Annotated in this window: 19 protein-coding genes and 1 riboswitch; of the genes, 16 read left to right on the plus strand and 3 right to left on the minus strand. The window is 46.5% G+C overall.

What is annotated here, in order from left to right:
- Nucleotides 1-47 precede the first annotated feature (47 nt).
- From QZ375_RS11600 to QZ375_RS11665, 14 genes are all read left to right on the plus strand, one after another.
- Nucleotides 48-893, plus strand: a complete 846-nt coding sequence (locus tag QZ375_RS11600; protein ID WP_295219361.1) for a dockerin type I domain-containing protein — start codon at nt 48-50, stop codon at nt 891-893.
- 581 nt (nt 894-1474) lie between these two features.
- The gene (locus QZ375_RS11605; protein WP_295219363.1) at nt 1475-2590 is read left to right on the plus strand and encodes a phosphate/phosphite/phosphonate ABC transporter substrate-binding protein; all 1116 of its coding nucleotides are present in this window, start codon (nt 1475-1477) and stop codon (nt 2588-2590) included.
- A 24-nt stretch (nt 2591-2614) separates the two neighbouring features.
- Nucleotides 2615-3391: a phosphonate ABC transporter ATP-binding protein gene (phnC, locus tag QZ375_RS11610; protein ID WP_295219365.1), complete on the plus strand. Its 777-nt coding sequence runs from the start codon at nt 2615-2617 to the stop codon at nt 3389-3391.
- A gap of 22 nt (nt 3392-3413) precedes the next feature.
- The gene (locus QZ375_RS11615; RefSeq protein WP_295219367.1) at nt 3414-4187 is read left to right on the plus strand and encodes a phosphate/phosphonate ABC transporter permease; all 774 of its coding nucleotides are present in this window, start codon (nt 3414-3416) and stop codon (nt 4185-4187) included.
- The gene (locus QZ375_RS11620; protein WP_295219369.1) at nt 4187-5050 is read left to right on the plus strand and encodes an ABC transporter permease subunit; all 864 of its coding nucleotides are present in this window, start codon (nt 4187-4189) and stop codon (nt 5048-5050) included. Before QZ375_RS11615 ends, QZ375_RS11620 begins: the two co-directional genes overlap by 1 nt.
- A 76-nt stretch (nt 5051-5126) precedes the next feature.
- On the plus strand, nt 5127-5552 hold the full coding sequence (gene phnG, locus QZ375_RS11625) for a phosphonate C-P lyase system protein PhnG (protein ID WP_295219371.1): 426 nt from the start codon (nt 5127-5129) through the stop codon (nt 5550-5552).
- Nucleotides 5549-6136, plus strand: a complete 588-nt coding sequence (gene phnH / locus QZ375_RS11630; RefSeq protein WP_295219373.1) for a phosphonate C-P lyase system protein PhnH — start codon at nt 5549-5551, stop codon at nt 6134-6136. Before phnG ends, phnH begins: the two co-directional genes overlap by 4 nt.
- Nucleotides 6124-7206, plus strand: coding sequence for a carbon-phosphorus lyase complex subunit PhnI (locus QZ375_RS11635; RefSeq protein WP_295219375.1), 1083 nt, complete (start codon nt 6124-6126; stop codon nt 7204-7206). Before phnH ends, QZ375_RS11635 begins: the two co-directional genes overlap by 13 nt.
- Nucleotides 7184-8029, plus strand: a complete 846-nt coding sequence (locus QZ375_RS11640; RefSeq protein ID WP_295219377.1) for an alpha-D-ribose 1-methylphosphonate 5-phosphate C-P-lyase PhnJ — start codon at nt 7184-7186, stop codon at nt 8027-8029. The genes QZ375_RS11635 and QZ375_RS11640 overlap by 23 nt, the downstream gene beginning before the upstream one ends.
- Nucleotides 8019-8852, plus strand: coding sequence for an ATP-binding cassette domain-containing protein (locus tag QZ375_RS11645; RefSeq protein ID WP_295219379.1), 834 nt, complete (start codon nt 8019-8021; stop codon nt 8850-8852). Before QZ375_RS11640 ends, QZ375_RS11645 begins: the two co-directional genes overlap by 11 nt.
- Before the next feature lie 156 nt (nt 8853-9008).
- Complete coding sequence (gene phnM, locus QZ375_RS11650) at nt 9009-10187, plus strand: phosphonate metabolism protein PhnM (RefSeq protein ID WP_295219381.1); 1179 nt, start codon at nt 9009-9011, stop codon at nt 10185-10187.
- Nucleotides 10184-10876 carry an ATP-binding cassette domain-containing protein gene (locus QZ375_RS11655; protein WP_295219383.1) on the plus strand — a complete coding sequence of 231 codons (693 nt, stop codon included), beginning with the start codon at nt 10184-10186 and terminating at the stop codon, nt 10874-10876. Before phnM ends, QZ375_RS11655 begins: the two co-directional genes overlap by 4 nt.
- Nucleotides 10873-11691 carry a PHP domain-containing protein gene (locus QZ375_RS11660; RefSeq protein ID WP_295219385.1) on the plus strand — a complete coding sequence of 273 codons (819 nt, stop codon included), beginning with the start codon at nt 10873-10875 and terminating at the stop codon, nt 11689-11691. Before QZ375_RS11655 ends, QZ375_RS11660 begins: the two co-directional genes overlap by 4 nt.
- A gap of 32 nt (nt 11692-11723) precedes the next feature.
- Nucleotides 11724-12119 carry a GNAT family N-acetyltransferase gene (locus QZ375_RS11665; protein WP_295219387.1) on the plus strand — a complete coding sequence of 132 codons (396 nt, stop codon included), beginning with the start codon at nt 11724-11726 and terminating at the stop codon, nt 12117-12119.
- Nucleotides 12120-12277: 158 nt separating this feature from the next.
- On the opposite strand, the gene dapB is transcribed toward QZ375_RS11665, so the two are convergent.
- The 3 genes from dapB to asd all read right to left on the minus strand — a co-directional run bounded on the left by dapB (nt 12278) and on the right by asd (nt 15127).
- Entirely contained in the window at nt 12278-13033 is a 756-nt protein-coding gene (gene dapB / locus QZ375_RS11670) for a 4-hydroxy-tetrahydrodipicolinate reductase (RefSeq protein ID WP_295219389.1), read from the minus strand.
- Between the two features lie 34 nt (nt 13034-13067).
- Entirely contained in the window at nt 13068-13958 is an 891-nt protein-coding gene (gene dapA, locus QZ375_RS11675) for a 4-hydroxy-tetrahydrodipicolinate synthase (protein ID WP_295219390.1), read from the minus strand.
- Between the two features lie 89 nt (nt 13959-14047).
- Complete coding sequence (gene asd / locus QZ375_RS11680; RefSeq protein ID WP_295219392.1) at nt 14048-15127, minus strand: aspartate-semialdehyde dehydrogenase; 1080 nt, start codon at nt 15125-15127, stop codon at nt 14048-14050.
- A 106-nt stretch (nt 15128-15233) separates the two neighbouring features.
- A riboswitch (Lysine riboswitch) is annotated at nt 15234-15405 on the minus strand.
- A gap of 60 nt (nt 15406-15465) precedes the next feature.
- On the opposite strand from asd, the gene queA reads away from it, so the two are divergent.
- The gene (gene queA / locus QZ375_RS11685; protein WP_295219394.1) at nt 15466-16506 is read left to right on the plus strand and encodes a tRNA preQ1(34) S-adenosylmethionine ribosyltransferase-isomerase QueA; all 1041 of its coding nucleotides are present in this window, start codon (nt 15466-15468) and stop codon (nt 16504-16506) included.
- Entirely contained in the window at nt 16507-16851 is a 345-nt protein-coding gene (locus QZ375_RS11690) for a hypothetical protein (RefSeq protein WP_295219396.1), read from the plus strand. It abuts the gene before it with no gap.
- Nucleotides 16852-16892 lie beyond the last annotated feature (41 nt).

Raw genomic sequence — 16892 nt, forward strand, 5'->3', positions numbered from 1 at the left:
GTGCTATAATTAATACATCATTTTAAGAAAAGGAGTTTGATCCGATTATGAAGAATATGAAAAAGATTGCAGCTATTCTGGCTGCTGCGATTACTGTAAGTGCAATGCCGCTGTCTGCTTCCGCACTGGAGGCAACAGACGAAGCGCCGTATACTGCATGGCTGTGTCTGCAGGCTGGCGGTGATATGAAGTGGGTTTCTGAGTCTGAGGATGCGGCACTTGTAGAGGAAAAGAATAATATTTCCGGTACAGAAGCCAGCATCACAGGTGACGGTGAATATTCTGTTGATGTTACCATGGAAGGTGGTTCCAGTAGTATTGAATGCCTGATTCTTTCCACCAACATCAATGCTTATGCATTCGTAGAAGAGGGTAAGGATCCGTGGACTGACGGCACTGCAAAGATTGAGATCACTTCTGTTGTTGTTGAGCGTGTGGATGGTACCACTACTGAAATCGAATACAATGGTCCTTCTGAAGGTGCATTCTCCAAGGAAAATGATGGTGTCAGCCTCCGTATGAACCTCTATAATACTTGGGGCAACAACATAACAGATATCACCAATGAACCAGAAGGCGGTCTGAATGGTGGAGACAAGCTCGTTGTAAACTTCACTGTATCCGGTTTGGTTAAAGCTGAACAGCCGGAAGCATCCTATGGCGATGTTGACAGAAATAGCAAGATTGATGCAGATGATGCTTATCAGGTACTGAAAGAATATGCAGCTACATCTGTCGGCGGTAAATCCACTTTGGATGATACCCAGAAGAAGAATGCTGATGTAAGCGGCGATGGCACAATTAATGCTGACGATGCATACCTGATCCTGGTATATTATGCACAGAAGTCTGTTGGCGGTACTCCGACACCATTCCCGGTAACACAGGCATAAGATTTCTTTGCTGATTGATTTCTGAGAATTATTTAAAAGTGTCCTTTATAACGAGACAATTGCCGGGTGGCAGCTGTCTCGTTTTTCATTCCAAATAAAAAACCACTGTACAAAGATTGTTTTCTTTGTACAGTGGTTTTTTATAAAAGTAAGCGCAGCTTATCGACACTGTAATATAATTTTCATTCGCCCTTGATCACGAAAGGGCATTTTTTGTCCGTAAGACTTTTATCAATGAACTTATGTAGATGTGAATCTTACGGGACGGTTTTTGTGTTTCTTGTTATTTTTATCGATCATCACATAATTATAAGATCGGATTATTCAGAATACGTTTCACGTTGATGTTTTCCCACAGATGGCTTGTGTTTTGTAGATTTGATCTGCTCAATCGCTGATGCTGGTAATCCGAGTGAGTTGATATGGGATAATTTACAAGGGTTTTACTCAAAAAAGATAGTGCACTTTACATGAAAAGGATATAATGGGTTATGGAAATTACAAGAAAGAGTGATTTCAGAAGATAGGGATCTGACAGAAGAGAACAGGTCAGATCTGTCCATGAGAAAAGGAGTGCTTTCATGATGAAAACCAAAAGAACCTGGATCGCAATCGCAGCATTTGCCATGCTCTGCGGTACACTTGCAGGATGCAGTGAAACGGCAACAAGTTCTACAGAAGAGACAGGCAGTGCAGATGCTGCTTCTTCCAGCGCAGACAATGCGTCAGCGGAGAACAATACTTCCGGCTCCGGCAAGTATACTGATACCATTACATTGGTATGGTATCCCAATGAATCCGCAGAGGATTATCAGGATGCCAGAAATGAAGTGGGCAGGCTAATTGAACAGGCGACAGGCAAGACCGTAGAACAGAAACTGACCACTGACTATGCAATCGCCATTGAATCCCTTTCTAACGGCACGGCGCAAATTGGCTGCTGCATGGGTGCAGAAGGGTATATTCAAGCGAAGAATTCCAACGATGCGGTGGAGCCACTCTTTGTTCAGTCCGGCGAATCTGGCACTCTGGACGATGCTCTGTATTATAGCTTCTTTGCGGTCAAGGAAGAAAACGCGGATCAGTATTTGGACGGTGGCTCCTACAGCATTGACAACATCAAGGGAAAGAGAATGTCCTTTGTATCCAACAGTTCCACTTCTGGATTTAAAGTTCCCACCAGCCAAATCATTTCACATTTTGCAGAGGACAACTTGATTGTAGACGACTTGTTGGAGGGCGGCGGCGATTCATTTTTCTCAGAAGTGCTATTCGGCGGCTCACACCAGGGTTCTGCATTTAATCTGCTTTCTGATAAGTGCGATGTTGCTGCATTCTGTGACATTGAGCTGGCACCCTATGTCACCTGTACAGAAGGTGAAGCGGCTGCAGTGGGTTCTGTTTATACCATTAACGAGGATGCAAGTGCACCTTTTGATACGGTGACAGGTTCAACATTCACAGTTATTCAGTCCATTCCGGTGCTAAACGGTCCCTTTTCCTATAATGGTGATACCCTTAGTCCGGATGATGTGAAAGCGATTCAGGATCTGTTCACTTCCGATGAAGTTGCGAATAACAAGCTGATTTTTTATCCGGAAGGCAGTATGGGTCTGCTGGAAAAGGATTCGGAGGAAATGCGTTTCGTCACTGTTGAGGATTCCTGGTACGACCCCATCCGCAATATGAAATCCTGACTGGGAACGATGGGAGAGTCTAAGATGCCGATTTTAGAATTTCAACACGTCAGCAAAGTCTATAACAATACCACAAAGGCACTGGAAGATATCAACTTTTCCATTGAAGAGGGGGAATTTGTTTCCATCATCGGGCCATCTGGCGCCGGAAAGTCTACCATTCTTCGATGTGTAAATCGTCTCATTGATGCCACTGAGGGAAAAATTATCTATGACGGGCAAAATGTCATGGAACTAAACAAACGAGAGCTTCGCAAGGTCAGGACGAAAACTGGCATGATCTTTCAGCACTACAACCTGGTGGATCGTCTGAGTGTTGTGGAGAATGTGCTCCACGGGAAGCTGGGGAAAAAATCTACCATCAGCGGTGTAGCCGGGCATTACAGCGAGAAAGAAAAGGAACAGGCATTTGCCATTTTGGAGGAATTGGGACTGGCGGAGCAGGCGTACAAGCGATGTGATGCCTTGTCCGGCGGACAGAAACAGCGTGTGGGCATTGCCCGTGCCATTATGCAGCAGCCGAAGCTGATCCTCTGTGATGAACCTATCGCTTCTCTTGACCCGAAAGCGTCCAAGACCATCATGGATCATTTGGCGCAGATCAACCGGACGAAGAAGATCACGTGTATTGTCAATTTGCACCAGGTGGATGTAGCCATGAAGTATTCAGAGCGCATTATTGGTGTTGCTGCAGGAAGGATCGTCTTTGATGGAACGCCTGCGGAACTGACCCAAAAGAAAATTCACACCATTTATCAATCCAGCGATCAGGATCTGATCATAGATATGCAGGGAGAATGAGATGGACAGGAAAATACAAAACGTGTTTTTGAAACGAAAGCTGACATATACCATTGTGCTGGCGGTGGTGCTTGGCATTTACATTGTGTCCTCTCTGGTGACAGAATTTCATTTGACAGAGGGTGCGGCATCTTTTCCAAAGGCGTTTGTGTGGATTGCAGAAAATCTGGTCCCCGATGAGATGGCAATGAAGCGATTCCCGAAAATTCTGGACAAACTCATTGAAACAGCGCTTCTCTCCGTTTCAGTCACTGTCATTGCGGCAATATTTGCCTTCTTTTTCAGTCTGTTCGGGTCAAAAGCGACGGGATTTTATGGTATTGTCAATCGGATCGTACGAATTTTGGCGGCTTTTTTCCGGAATGTGCCGGATGTGGTATGGGCAATGCTGCTTATGTTTTCCTTCGGGCAGAACATTCTGACCGGGTTCTTTGCACTGTTTTTCACGACTTTTGGTCTACTGACACGTGCGTTTATTGAGACCATAGATGAAGTCAGCGCATCCTGTATCGAGGCGCTCCATGCCTCCGGTGCAAACTTTATCCAGACCGTATTTCAAGGTATTATTCCATCTACCATAACGGGTATTGTCACATGGGTATTGTACATGATCGAAACCAATATCCGTAGTTCTACCCTTATCGGTATCCTGACGGCAACAGGCATTGGATATCTATTTGATATGTATTACAAACGGTTGGATTTCAGTTCAGCGAGTCTGGTTGTCGTATTGATCATCGCCATGGTTATTGTCATTGAGACCATTTCCAATCAAATAAGGAAGGTGATTCTCTGATGCAGGATACAGCAGTTTTGTCTCAGAATATTTCTGTAGCAGATCTTCATGCCCAGCGGCATAAGAACGGCAGAATCAAGATCGGCGTGCAAAGCAAAAGCGGTATTGCCTTAAAGATACTTACAGCGGTACTCATCGGACTGACTGTATATGCTTTTCTTTCTTTCGACTATAAGGAAATCGACTTTTTTCAAGCAATTGCCGATACACTGCATAATATCAAGACGGTATTTCTCAAACCGAGGCTGTCCAGGGATACCATTTCCAATGCACTATATCAGCTGCTGGTCACATTCTGCCTAGGCATTCTGTCCACGATTTTCGGCGCAGTCCTGGCATTTTTCTGTTCACTGCTTTGTGCCAAAAATATTGCAGCGTCCTGGCTTGCCAATATCATCAAGAGTTTGGTAGCATTGGTACGTGCAGTCCCTACAGTATTATGGGTTCTGATCTTTGCCGTTTCCGCAGGATTGGGCAGTGTAGCCGCAGTCATTGGTCTGACATTTCACAGTTTTGCTTATCTAACAAAGGTATATGCGGAATCCATTGAGGAAATTGACAGCGGTACCATTGAAGCGCTTCGTGCCAGCGGTGCGGACTTCTGGCAGATCGTATTTCAAGCGATTCTGCCGGCATCCATCAGCTGTATGGTTGCGTGGACGTTTATGCGATTTGAGATTAATTTCACCAATGCAGTTGCCATGGGTGCAGCTGCTGGCGCAGGCGGTATTGGCTTTCAGCTGTACATGGCAGGCAGCTTCTATTTTGACCTGCATGAAATGGGATTTCTGACCTATGTCGTTGTCATTGCAGTTATTTTGCTGGAGACGGTTTCAACGAAGATCAAGGAAAAGGTAAAATAACTGTCTGCATTCAGAAAAAAATAATGTGGATTTTCAGATATCATCGAAAATTCGCTGTGTTTTGGAGGAAAGATTCTTGGAAAAGAAACAATTGTTTCAGATCCTCGCCAGGGCAGATCGGGAAGATGTCATTGCTCTTGGTGCGGAATTACAGCAAATTTATCCGGTGATGATTGTAAAAAAACCGGAGAAATCCTTGACCATGATCCAAATGCGAGAACCGGTCAAGCAAAGCATGTTTTATCTAGGAGAAGTCATTGTCACAGAAGCTACGGTTTCATTGGATGGTACGGTAGGTACAGCAGTGACTATGGGCGATGATTTTGACAAGACGCTACATATGGCAATCATTGATGCTGCGGAAAACAAAGGCGTTTTTCAGAAAGAAGAATTGCTTCTGGAATGGGAAACGCAGCAAATGCAACAGCTGGAGCAGGAGAATGCTATGTTCCAGAAAACAAAAGTGGATTTCCACTCCATGGATTCGGGGGTGGTGCAATGAAAACACTCCATCAGTTTGACGAAGTATTCGATACACAGGCAGTGTTCCGAAAATTGCTGGAGGGAATGTCCAATCCCGGCAGGACAGTATCCATTGCACTACAAACGAATAAAATGTTCGGGGAACACAGTGCCTTTCTGGCATTGGGCATGACGCTTCTGGATAATGAAGTCAGCTTTTCTGTCTGCGGCAATGAGACACTCCGGGAGGAGCTCCAGCTAGTGACGCTGTCAGAGGAAAAAAACATCTGCGAGGCGGATTATATTTTTGTAACAAGTGCACAAACTTTTTCGGCGATCCTTGCACAGGCAAAGTGTGGTACTCTGGTGGATCCACACCACAGTGCCACGTTGATTATTCGTGACAACGGTGAACCAAAGCAGACTATATTGCTTTATGGACCGGGAATTGATGGTACCATGGAATTTGTTTGTTCCGAAATGATGCAGCAGGCAATCGCATTGCGTGACCGGCAGGAATATGAGTATCCCATGGGTGTGGATCTGATCTTTGTGACAGATAATGGAAATGTGACTTGTATTCCGAGACTGGTGAAAAGGAGGGAAACAGCATGGCATATGTAGCAGTATCCGGCGGCGAGGAGGCAATTGAAGCCAGTATCCAGTTGCTGGATTATTACCGGAGCGGCACAGAAAAGGATGTTGATCTGGAGGTGATTGAAAACAAGTTTGGACTTCTGGTGGACAAGGTCATGAGCGAAGCTGGACTGTATGCCAGATCCTATGCGGCGTTGGCATTGAAACAATGCGAAGGTTCTACAGAAGAGGCTGTTTTTCTCCTGCGCGCCTACCGTTCTACACTGAAACGCAGCCATTATACCAAAACCGTAGATACTGGTGAGATGCGTGTCATGCGCCGGATCTCTGCGGCATTCAAGGATATTCCCGGCGGTCAGCTGTTGGGTGCAACTTATGACTATACTCATCGACTGATTCATTTTGAACGGGAAAGTGAAGATGCGTCAGAATTGCATCAGATGTTCCAGAAAATCCTGAACGAGCAGACACCGGAGCAGCTTCGGACTTACAGCCGTGTTTCCAATATGTTGAAAGAAGAAGGGCTTCTAGATATCTATAAAGAGGATAATACACCGCCTTTTGATGTAACAGAAAATCTGCTGGAATTCCCGGCATCTCGCAGCGCCCGGCTCCAGACTATGACAAGAGCGGATACAGGCTTTCTGTCGGGTCTGGCATATTCGGTGCTCCGTGGATTCGGGCAGGTACATCCTACGGTAGGTGAGCTGCGCAGCGGCTATGTGGCTCTGGAAATTCCTTATCCGGGAAAGGCGGAGGAATCCATTTATCTGGGTGAGATTCTGCTCACAGAGGTGGAGACATTCAATTCTGCCAGCGATAAGGAACAGTTGAAGCTTGCCAGCGGCTATGGCGCAGTGTTCGGCAGAAACGAAAATAAAGCCATAGCTATGGCGGTGATTGATCGGGAATTAGAGCAGGGCGGCGACTATCCGCCTCAAGATCAGGAATTTGTACTGATGCATGGGGATTGTCTGGAAATGAACGGATTTATTTCCCACTTAAAGCTGCCCCATTATGTCACGTTCCAGTCCAAACTGGATGCAGTGAGAAAAACACGGAGGAAACAGGAACATGGAGAGAGCGGAACAGTATAACTATGCCTTTCTGGACGAAGGCTCAAAGCGGGAGATTCGCCGCTGTGTGCTGAAGGCAGTAGCAATCCCTGGATATCAGGTACCCTTTGGTTCGAGAGAGTTGCCCATCGGCAGAGGCTGGGGGACAGGCGGCATCCAGCTGACACTCTCTCTGATCGGACCGTCCGACACCCTGAAAGTGATTGATCAGGGCAGCGATGACAGTGTAAATGCAGTCAATATCAAGAAATTCGTGAAACTATGTACCGACATTGAAACGACTACAGATACCCATACGGCAACACTGATCCAGTCCCGTCACCGTATCCCGGAGGTGTCTTTGAGAAATGATCAGATCCTGATTTTGCAAGTGCCTATCCCGGAGCCTTTGCGCATTGTGGAGCCGAAGGAAGAAGTGACCAAGAAAATGCACGCCGAAAAGGACTATGCGCCTATCTGGCTGCAATTGTATGAGAGCATTGTCAAGTATGGCAAGGTGACCATCCCTACAGAGTATCCTTGTACAGTGGAAGATCGCTATATTATGAATCCCAGCCCGATCCCGAAGTTTGATAATCCGAAGCTGCACCAGTCCCAGTGCCTGTATCTGTTCGGTGCAGGACGGGAAAAGAAGATCTATGCCATTCCGCCGCATACCAATGTGATTTCTCTGGCATTTGACGATGTACCATTTGAACGTGAAAATTTCCAGGGCAGAAAGTGCCGTCTCTGCGGCAGTACCAATACCTATCTGGATGAACTATTTGATGCAGAAACGGGAGAAAAGATCTATCAATGCTCGGATACAGCATATTGCAAGGAGGTGCGTTCTCGTGAAGCTTGAGGAAAAACCGGTATTGCAGGTGCGTCACCTGACAGTACGCTATGGCGATGGCTGTCCGGCGTGCAGAACGCATCTGGAAAAGAACCGCTGTACCGTCTGCGGCACGGTCTGGGCGGCAAATGATGTTTCTATAGAGGTATATCCCGGTGAAGTACTGGGTATAGTCGGCGAAAGCGGTTCAGGAAAATCCACGCTTATGCAGAGCTTGTATTTTGACATTGTGCCTACCTCCGGTGAAGCTTATTTGGGAGATTACAAAAAGGGCGAGGAAAGTATCTGGCTGGCAAGTGCAGCAGAACAGCGGCATATCAAGAACAGTATCATGGGTATGGTATATCAGAATCCGGTGCGTGGTCTGCGCATGAACTATTCGGCTGCATCCAATATTGCAGAAAAGCTCATTGCTGCCGGGAACCGCAGTGCTGGTCATATGACAGAACGTGCCAAGGAATTGCTGTCCGCTGTGGAGATCCTCACATCCCGTATGGGAGAAGCTCCAAAGAATTTTTCCGGCGGTATGCAGCAGCGTGTGCAGATCTCCAAGGCGCTGGCGAACAATCCGTCTATTTTGCTGCTGGACGAAGTAACTACGGGTCTGGACTTGTCGGTACAGGCGAAGGTGTTGGATCTGATCCGGCGGATCAAGGCGGAGTATGGTATTTCCATCCTGCTGGTTTCCCATGACCTTGCTGTGATCCGGATGTTGGCAGACCGGACGGTGGTGATGTTGGATGGGAAAATCATTGAAAGCGGTCTGACAGATCAGATCTTGGAAGATCCCCAGCATGCCTATACTCAGCAGTTGGTACATTCGCTGTTGTAAAGTTATCTTTGAATGAGGAAATAGGGATGAGGAGTTAGGAATGGCGGTGTTGCTGCGCTCATGAATTTAAATTCATCGCCGCAGGCGATACCATCATTCCTCATTTCTAACTCCTAATTCCTCATTACAAACCTAAAGCAAGGAGGAACCAAATTCATGATAGCAATCAAAAACGGCAGAATTGTGACACCGGATCAGATCATAGAGGGAAAAACGCTGCTGCTGGACAATGACCGTATTTTCGATATCTGCCAGTTTGACGGTACAGCAGATAAGACCATTGACGCCCATGGCAGATATGTTCTGCCAGGCTTTATTGATGTACATTCTGATAAGATTGAGCAGTTTATTTTTCCTCGCCCTACGGCGAAGTTTCCTTTTGAACTGGCACTGAAAGAATGTGAAAAGGAATTACTGCAATTAGGCATTACGACCATTTACCATTCCTTTTCTCTGTACAGAGACGAGTTGTTGGGCAAAAGTCCCCTTCGTACGAAGGAGAGTGTGCTGGAAATGGCAGAGCTCATTGCCGACATCCAGAACCGCAGCCATCTCATTCACCATCGTTTTCATCTGCGTCTGGAGATCGATAACATTGATGCATATGACATTGCGAAGGAGATGATCTCCAGACATCTGGTGCATGAGATTTCCTTTATGGATCATACTCCAGGGCAAGGGCAGTATCGGAGCCTGGAGATCTATCGGGATACAGTGGACAAATATCACGGTATGGAGAATGAAGGAAAGACTTTTGAAGAAGTGCTGGAATATCATCAAAGTAAGGAGATGCTCTCATTTGCACAGTTAAAAGAACTGGCAAAACTGGCGCATGCCAATCATATTACCGTAGCATCCCATGATGATGATACGATGGAAAAGCTGGAGGTTAACCGTCAGCTGGGCGTGGATATCAGTGAATTTCCCATTACTGAAGAGGTGGCGAAAGCAGCTCATGACATGGGCTTTTATACTATAGCAGGTGCGCCAAATATTCTGTTAGGTGGTTCCCATTCCGGAAATATGTCTGCGGCGCAGGCGATCCAAAAGGGCAGCGTGGATATCCTCTGCTCCGATTATTTCCCTCAGGCACTGCTTCATAGCCTGTTTGTCATGGGTGACAAGTATGGGCAGACACTACCGGACATGGTGAACAAGGTTTCTCTGAATCCGGCAAGAGCAATGGGAATTGACAAAGATTATGGCTCTATTGCACCGGGGAAAAAAGCGGATCTGATTATTGCGGATATTCTGGACGGCTATCCAGTGGTGACACATGTTCTGGTAGACGGCAAAACCACTTCCAGAGTTGAATATAGGGGGCGTTCCATATGAGCATACTGGAAATTCAGGGACTTGCGAAAAATTTTTATTTGCACCATGCGAACCGGGACATTCACTCCTGTCAAAATATTGATTTTGTGCTGGAAGAAGGGGAATTTATTGGTATTGTAGGACGTTCTGGTGCTGGAAAATCCACAATTCTGAAGTGTATCCACCGTACTTATCTTCCTACAGAAGGAGATATTGTCTATGAAAGTCTGGCATATGGAAGGATTAGTTTGGCACATGCGTCAGAACGAGAGATTCTCTATCTGCGCAATCATGAGATCGGCTATGTTTCCCAATTCCTCAGCATCATGCCCAGAACTACTGCAAAGGAACATGTCATGCAGGCATTGCTGGAAACAGGACATGACAGCGGTACAGCACGGGAGAAAGCAGAAGAGATGTTGGGTTATTTCCGGCTGCCGGAGGATCTGTGGGATATTTATCCCAATACCTTTTCCGGCGGCGAACGGCTGCGCCTGAATCTGGCACATACCATGGTCAAGAATCCTCGGCTTATGCTGTTGGATGAGCCTACTGCATCTCTGGACAACAAGACCAAGATTTTGGTCAAGGATATGCTTCTGAAACTGAAGCAACAGGGTACCAGCATGATTGGAATTTTTCACGATTTGGAATTCATGGACGGACTTTGCGACCGTGTGTTCAATATTTCGGAGGGCACCTTTGCATGAGAAAAGCAGATTTACATATGCACTCCACTGTGTCGGACGGCAGTTTTACTATTCCAGAATTGATTGCCAGAGCAAAGGAAAAGGGTCTGGATTCCATTGCTATTACAGATCATGATACACTATCCCAGGCAGGGAAGATCCCAGAAACAGAGGACATTCAGGTTATTCCAGGTATTGAGATCTCAGCGTATGATTATGTCCATGATTTCCGAGTGCATATGCTGGGATATGGCATTCAGAAACCGGAGCTAACGGAACGGGAAGTGCATCCCACTCTGGAAGCGCGCCATGCCAATTCTCTGCGCCAGATCACTGTACTGAATGAACATGGCTATGACATTGCAATAGAGACACTACGAAAAGCAGATGGAAAATACATCTACAAGCAGCATATCATGGATGATCTGGTGCGTCGTGGAAAAGCAGCGGAGATGTTCGGGGCATTCTATCAGAGGATCTTTAAGAATGGAGGCATCTGTGATTTTGACATTCATTATATTTCCCCTCTGAAAGCACTGCGTGCCATAAAGGATGCCGGTGGTCTGGCTGTTTTGGCGCACAGCGGGCAGCAGCAAAATTTTTGTCTGATTCCGGAACTGGCGAAACAAGGGCTGGATGGGCTGGAACTGAATCACCATTCCAATAAGCAAAAGGATAGGACAATCATCCGGCAATATGCAGAAAGATATGATCTATTCCTCACCGGCGGAAGTGATTTTCATGGGAAATTTGAGAACGTTTCCGCAGATATAGGAGATTTTCTGTCAGAACAGAATGGCATTGACCATATTTTAGGAAAGGTGGGACGTGAGTGATCCGACAGGCAGTTCGTGCAGATTTGCCGGCAGTGTATCAACTGATCTGTGCGTTGGAAAAAACTGCTTTTCCAGAGAAACAGTTCGAACGGGAATTTCATATCATGATGGCTGATCTAGATCACATGATTCTGGTAGCTGAAACTGAAAGCAGAGTTGTGGGCGTGCTACATCTGCGGATGGAGTTTCAGTTACATCACTGTGGAAAAGTTGCAGAAATCCTGGAACTGGTAGTGAATGCAGAATATCGCTCTCACGGAATAGGAAAGCAGCTTCTTACAGCTGCAGAAACTGTAGCAAAGAAGAACCATTGTCAAATACTTGAAGTATGTAGCAACCAGAATCGTAAAAGAGCACATGAATTTTATCAGCAGGAAGAAATGAAAAATACGCATTTTAAGTTGATGAAACCGATTGCACAAGAATAAATAATTTGTGTATTATCATTCAAAATAAAATATGGATTGCTGAAAAAGAAAAGCGTGTTGTTATCCGTAATAGGATAGCAGCACGCTTTTTTATACTGGTATATCGGCGATTCAGATTGATGCCCATAGCAATTACTTACAAAGCCGATAGATAATAATTATTCCTGAACCAGCTGCTTCATATCATACAGTCCGGCAGGCTTTCCGCAGAGATATACGGCAGCATTCACTGCTCCCACTGCAAAGACAGTCTTGGAAGCAGCACTGTGGGACAGAGTAATCACTTCATCTTTGCCGGCAAAGATCACATCGTGCTCGCCGACGATCGTACCGCCGCGAATGGAGTGCATCCCGATTTCCTTGATGTCACGCTTCATGCGTCTTGCATGGCGGTCGTAGACATAATGGTACTCGTTGTCCAGTGTCTCATTGATGGCGTTTGCGATCATAATGGCAGTACCGCTGGGCGCATCAATTTTCTGATTGTGGTGCTTCTCCACAATTTCGATATCAAATTGTCCGCCCAAAATGGAAGCGGCTTTTTTTGCCAGTTCCACCAGCAGGTTAATACCCAGGGACATATTAAAGGTAAAGAATACCGGGATCTGCTGTGCAGCGGTTTGGATCTTACTGATCTGTTCGTCATTGTAGCCTGTCGTTGCCAGAACCAGTGACACGTTGTTCACCAGTGCATATTCCAGCAACGCATCTAATGAAGATGGATTCGAAAAGTCAATGATGACATCCGGTACTTCTGCAAGTGCAGTCGGTTTTTCCACGATGGGGAAGCCTGCATACTGTACTGTATAAGCATCTATGCCGCCGATAACGGTACAATCATCCCGTCCCGCAATGCAGGAAGCTACTGTGTGTCCCATTTTACCATTGGCACCGCATATTACTATTTTTGTCATATTCTTCCTCTTTTCTATACTTCCTGCCATGAATTCAGGAAATCAGTCCATACGCCAGAAGTGTTTCACGCATGGCAGCCTTGTGTTCGTCGCTCATATCGCACAAAGGCATTCTGCACGGACCAGCCGGCATACCCATCTGATTCATAGCGTCCTTTACCGGGATCGGGTTTACTTCCATAAACAGATCGTTGATCAGGCGCAGATACTTCAACTGAAGTTCTGTCGCCGCAGCAAAGTTGTTTTTCAGGCAATACTGTGTCATGTCGTGTGTTTCCTTCGGAAGTACATTGGACAGAACAGAAATAACGCCCTTGCCGCCCAAGGACATGATAGGTACAATCATATCATCGTTACCGCTGTAGATATCTACCTTGTCGCCGCACTTTGCAGCTAGCTTTGCAGTATATCCGATATTGCCGCTTGCTTCCTTGACAGCCACAATGTTTTTGTGCTCAGCCAGTGCTGCAATTGTACCGACCTCAAAGCCGACACCAGTACGGCTGGGGATATTATACAGGATAATGGGAATATTGACGCTGTCTGCAATGGCATTGTAGTGTGCCACAAGACCACGCTGTGTTGCTTTGTTATAATAAGGTGTGACAACCAACAGACCATCTGCACCCAGTTCCTGTGCCTCCTGAGACAAGGCAATGGCATACTTAGTGTCGTTGCTCCCGGTTCCGGCAATAACCGGTACACGGTTGTGTGTATGCTCTACAGCAAAACGAATGCAGGCACGGTGTTCCTCATCGTCCAGTGTAGATGATTCACCAGTTGTGCCGCAGATAATAATGGCGTCTGTTCCATTTTCGATCTGGAAATCAATATTTTTTCCCAGTCCGTCGAAATCCACAGAACCATCGTCCAACATGGGGGTGATAATGGCAACGCCAGCACCTTCAAAAATGGTATTTTTCATAACAATTACCTCCTGATGGCAATTTCTGTTATATACTTAGATTCGGTTTTTCAAGTAAATGTGGCAAGAAAAGGTCAACATCCCTGACATTAGTCAAAATAGCCCTTTGCTGCCAGCAGTTCTGCCAGCAGAACACCGCCGCCGGCTGCACCGCGCAGGGTATTATGGGACAGGCACACGAACTTATAATCAAACATAGTGTCTTCCCGGAGACGGCCTACGGACACAGCCATGCCGCCTTCGATATTGCGGTCCAACTTTGCCTGGGGACGATCGTCCTCCTGGAAATAATGGATGAACTGCTTCGGTGCGGAAGGCAGCTCCAGTTCCTGGGGAATGCCCTTGAAGTCTTCCCAGATCTTCAGGATCTCATCCTTGGACGGCTTTTGCTCAAAGGAAACAAAGACAGCAGCAGTGTGACCGTCCGAAACCGGTACACGCAGGCACTGGGTGGTGATCAAGGGACTGTCAGCGCTGACGATTTTGCCGTCCTCAATCTTACCCCATACCTTCAGCGGTTCTTTCTCCGATTTTTCTTCTTCGCCGCCAATGTAGGGTACAATGTTATCCAGGATTTCCGGCCAGCGCTCAAAGGTCTTTCCGGCACCAGAAATTGCCTGATAAGTGCAGGCGAGGATATTTTTGATGCCATACTTGCGCAGGGGAGACAGTGCCGGCACATAGCTCTGGATAGAGCAGTTGGATTTGACTGCGATAAAGCCACGCTTTGTGCCCAGACGCTTGCGCTGGCTCTCGATGATCTCAATGTGTTCCGGGTTTACTTCCGGTACGACCATGGGAACATCCGGCGTAAACCGATGTGCAGAGTTATTGGAAACCACCGGGCATTCTGCCTTTGCATAAGTCTCTTCCAGCGCACGGATCTCATCTTTTTTCATGTCAACAGCGCAGAATACAAAGTCCACCATGCCGGCGATCTTTTCCACATCTGCTGTTGCATCGAACAGGATCATATCCTTCATTGCTGCGGGCATAGGTGTCTGCATTGCCCAACGACTGCCGACTGCTTCTTCATAGGTCTTTCCGGCAGAACGGGGAGAAGCCGCCAGAGCTGCTACATGGAACCAAGGATGGTTCTCCAGAAGCGTTGCAAATCGCTGTCCAACCATACCAGTTGCTCCGATAATGCCAACCTGATACTGTTTCATTTTCGTCATTCCTCCAAAAAAATCTTAAAAATATGAAAAAACCGGTTGAAAACCGGCGGCTCATGCGATATAATAGAATAGAATCATTTGCGTGATGCAGAAGCATGACGCTGATAGCACTCCATCATAACGATGACAGTCATATTCCTGTTCGGAAATATGCCCAGAAGCTGTGTCACCGGTACAGCCTCTTCGGCACGCACGCCTTTCTGCTTCGATCATAGCGGATTGGTATCCTGTCAGAGCATACTGATCGTGAGTGCGCCTCTACCTATTCCTATCATATCATTTCTGTGGGAATTTGTCAATATTATTTTTGCGAAAAACAGGAGAAGCTCATGAAAAAATCAGATTTTTATTACGATTTGCCGGAAGAACTCATTGCGCAGACGCCGATCGAGCCGAGAGACCACTCCCGGATGATGCAGATCGACCGAAATACAGGGGAGATCCAGCACAAGCATTTCTACGATCTATGTGATATTTTACAAGAGGGAGACCTGCTGGTCATGAATGATTCCCGTGTCCTGCCGGCACGTCTGTATGGCGAGAAAGTGGATAACGGTACGTTTATTGAATTTCTGCTGCTGGAGCAGAAAGGGGACAAGCTGTGGGAGATCATCTGCCGTCCGGGGAAAAAAGCAAAAGTCGGCGTGAAATTTTCCTTTGGCGGCGGACGGCTTATCGGTGAAGTCGTGGAGGTGAAGCCGGACGGCAACCGGATCGTACAGTTTACCTGTGAGGGGAATTTCTACACTGCACTGGAAGAGGTGGGACAGATGCCTTTGCCGCCGTATATTCATGAGAAATTGAAAGACAAGGAACGTTACCAGACCGTTTATTCCAAGGAACTGGGTTCTGCTGCAGCACCCACTGCCGGACTGCACTTTACCAAGGAAATGCTCCAAAAGCTGAAAGATAAGGGTGTTAGAGAAGCATATGTGACGCTGCATGTGGGACTGGGAACATTCCGTCCGGTAAAAGAAGATGATGTACTGCAACACAAAATGCACAGTGAGCACTATCATCTATCGCAGGAAACGGTGGATATGATCCGGGAGACGAAGCAGAACGGTGGACGTGTCATTGCAGTGGGGACAACCTCCTGCCGGACGCTGGAAGCTGTTGCAACGGCGCATAATGGGGAACTGGTGGCGGATGATGGTTATACAGATATTTTCATTTATCCAGGATATGAGTTTAAGGTACTGGATGGACTGGTAACCAATTTTCACTTGCCGGAAAGTACGCTGATCATGCTGATCTCTGCTTTTTTGGGATATGAGAAAACCATGCATGCCTACGAAGTTGCTGTAAAGGAACGATATCGGTTCTTCAGCTTTGGGGATGCCATGTGTATTCTACCGGAGGAAAAATAAATGAAAGCACGTACTCCAGAAGAGCTGCAGCAAATCATTGCACAGATTGACGCGATTGACTGGTCACACTATGATACGGCATACGGGAACGCTTCCGGGATCGAAGTACGTCCGAAAAAATGGTGGGAAAAAATTCTTCCAATGTCCATTACAGTGCGCCGTCACAGATATCTTGACGAGGATTGCAGAAATCTGGCAGATACTGCGAAATGGCTGAAAATGCTTTTCTCAGAGCAGGAAAAAGAGGCAAAGGAAGCAGCATCAAATCTGGATGCTTCACTCTGCCATCAGCATATTATGGTTGCAGATGCATCACTTTTGGCATATGACATCCTAGTGTACTGACATATTGACTTTTGAATTGATTTATGGTATAATTCTCATAT

It is taken from the genome of Ruminococcus sp., from assembly GCF_019417665.1.
Classification (GTDB): Bacteria; Bacillota; Clostridia; order Oscillospirales; family Ruminococcaceae; genus Ruminococcus_C.

What these genes read in the sequence shown, in the direction of transcription:
- QZ375_RS11600 (WP_295219361.1), top strand. Translation starts at nt 48, where the DNA reads ATGAAGAATATGAAAAAGATTGCAGCTATTCTGGCTGCTGCGATTACT.
- QZ375_RS11605 (WP_295219363.1), top strand. Translation starts at nt 1,475, where the DNA reads ATGATGAAAACCAAAAGAACCTGGATCGCAATCGCAGCATTTGCCATG.
- phnC (WP_295219365.1), top strand. Translation starts at nt 2,615, where the DNA reads ATGCCGATTTTAGAATTTCAACACGTCAGCAAAGTCTATAACAATACC.
- QZ375_RS11620 (WP_295219369.1), top strand. Translation starts at nt 4,187, where the DNA reads ATGCAGGATACAGCAGTTTTGTCTCAGAATATTTCTGTAGCAGATCTT.
- phnH (WP_295219373.1), top strand. Translation starts at nt 5,549, where the DNA reads ATGAAAACACTCCATCAGTTTGACGAAGTATTCGATACACAGGCAGTG.
- QZ375_RS11635 (WP_295219375.1), top strand. Translation starts at nt 6,124, where the DNA reads ATGGCATATGTAGCAGTATCCGGCGGCGAGGAGGCAATTGAAGCCAGT.
- QZ375_RS11640 (WP_295219377.1), top strand. Translation starts at nt 7,184, where the DNA reads ATGGAGAGAGCGGAACAGTATAACTATGCCTTTCTGGACGAAGGCTCA.
- phnM (WP_295219381.1), top strand. Translation starts at nt 9,009, where the DNA reads ATGATAGCAATCAAAAACGGCAGAATTGTGACACCGGATCAGATCATA.
- QZ375_RS11655 (WP_295219383.1), top strand. Translation starts at nt 10,184, where the DNA reads ATGAGCATACTGGAAATTCAGGGACTTGCGAAAAATTTTTATTTGCAC.
- QZ375_RS11660 (WP_295219385.1), top strand. Translation starts at nt 10,873, where the DNA reads ATGAGAAAAGCAGATTTACATATGCACTCCACTGTGTCGGACGGCAGT.
- dapB (WP_295219389.1), bottom strand. Translation starts at nt 13,033, where the DNA reads ATGACAAAAATAGTAATATGCGGTGCCAATGGTAAAATGGGACACACA.
- dapA (WP_295219390.1), bottom strand. Translation starts at nt 13,958, where the DNA reads ATGAAAAATACCATTTTTGAAGGTGCTGGCGTTGCCATTATCACCCCC.
- asd (WP_295219392.1), bottom strand. Translation starts at nt 15,127, where the DNA reads ATGAAACAGTATCAGGTTGGCATTATCGGAGCAACTGGTATGGTTGGA.
- queA (WP_295219394.1), top strand. Translation starts at nt 15,466, where the DNA reads ATGAAAAAATCAGATTTTTATTACGATTTGCCGGAAGAACTCATTGCG.
- QZ375_RS11690 (WP_295219396.1), top strand. Translation starts at nt 16,507, where the DNA reads ATGAAAGCACGTACTCCAGAAGAGCTGCAGCAAATCATTGCACAGATT.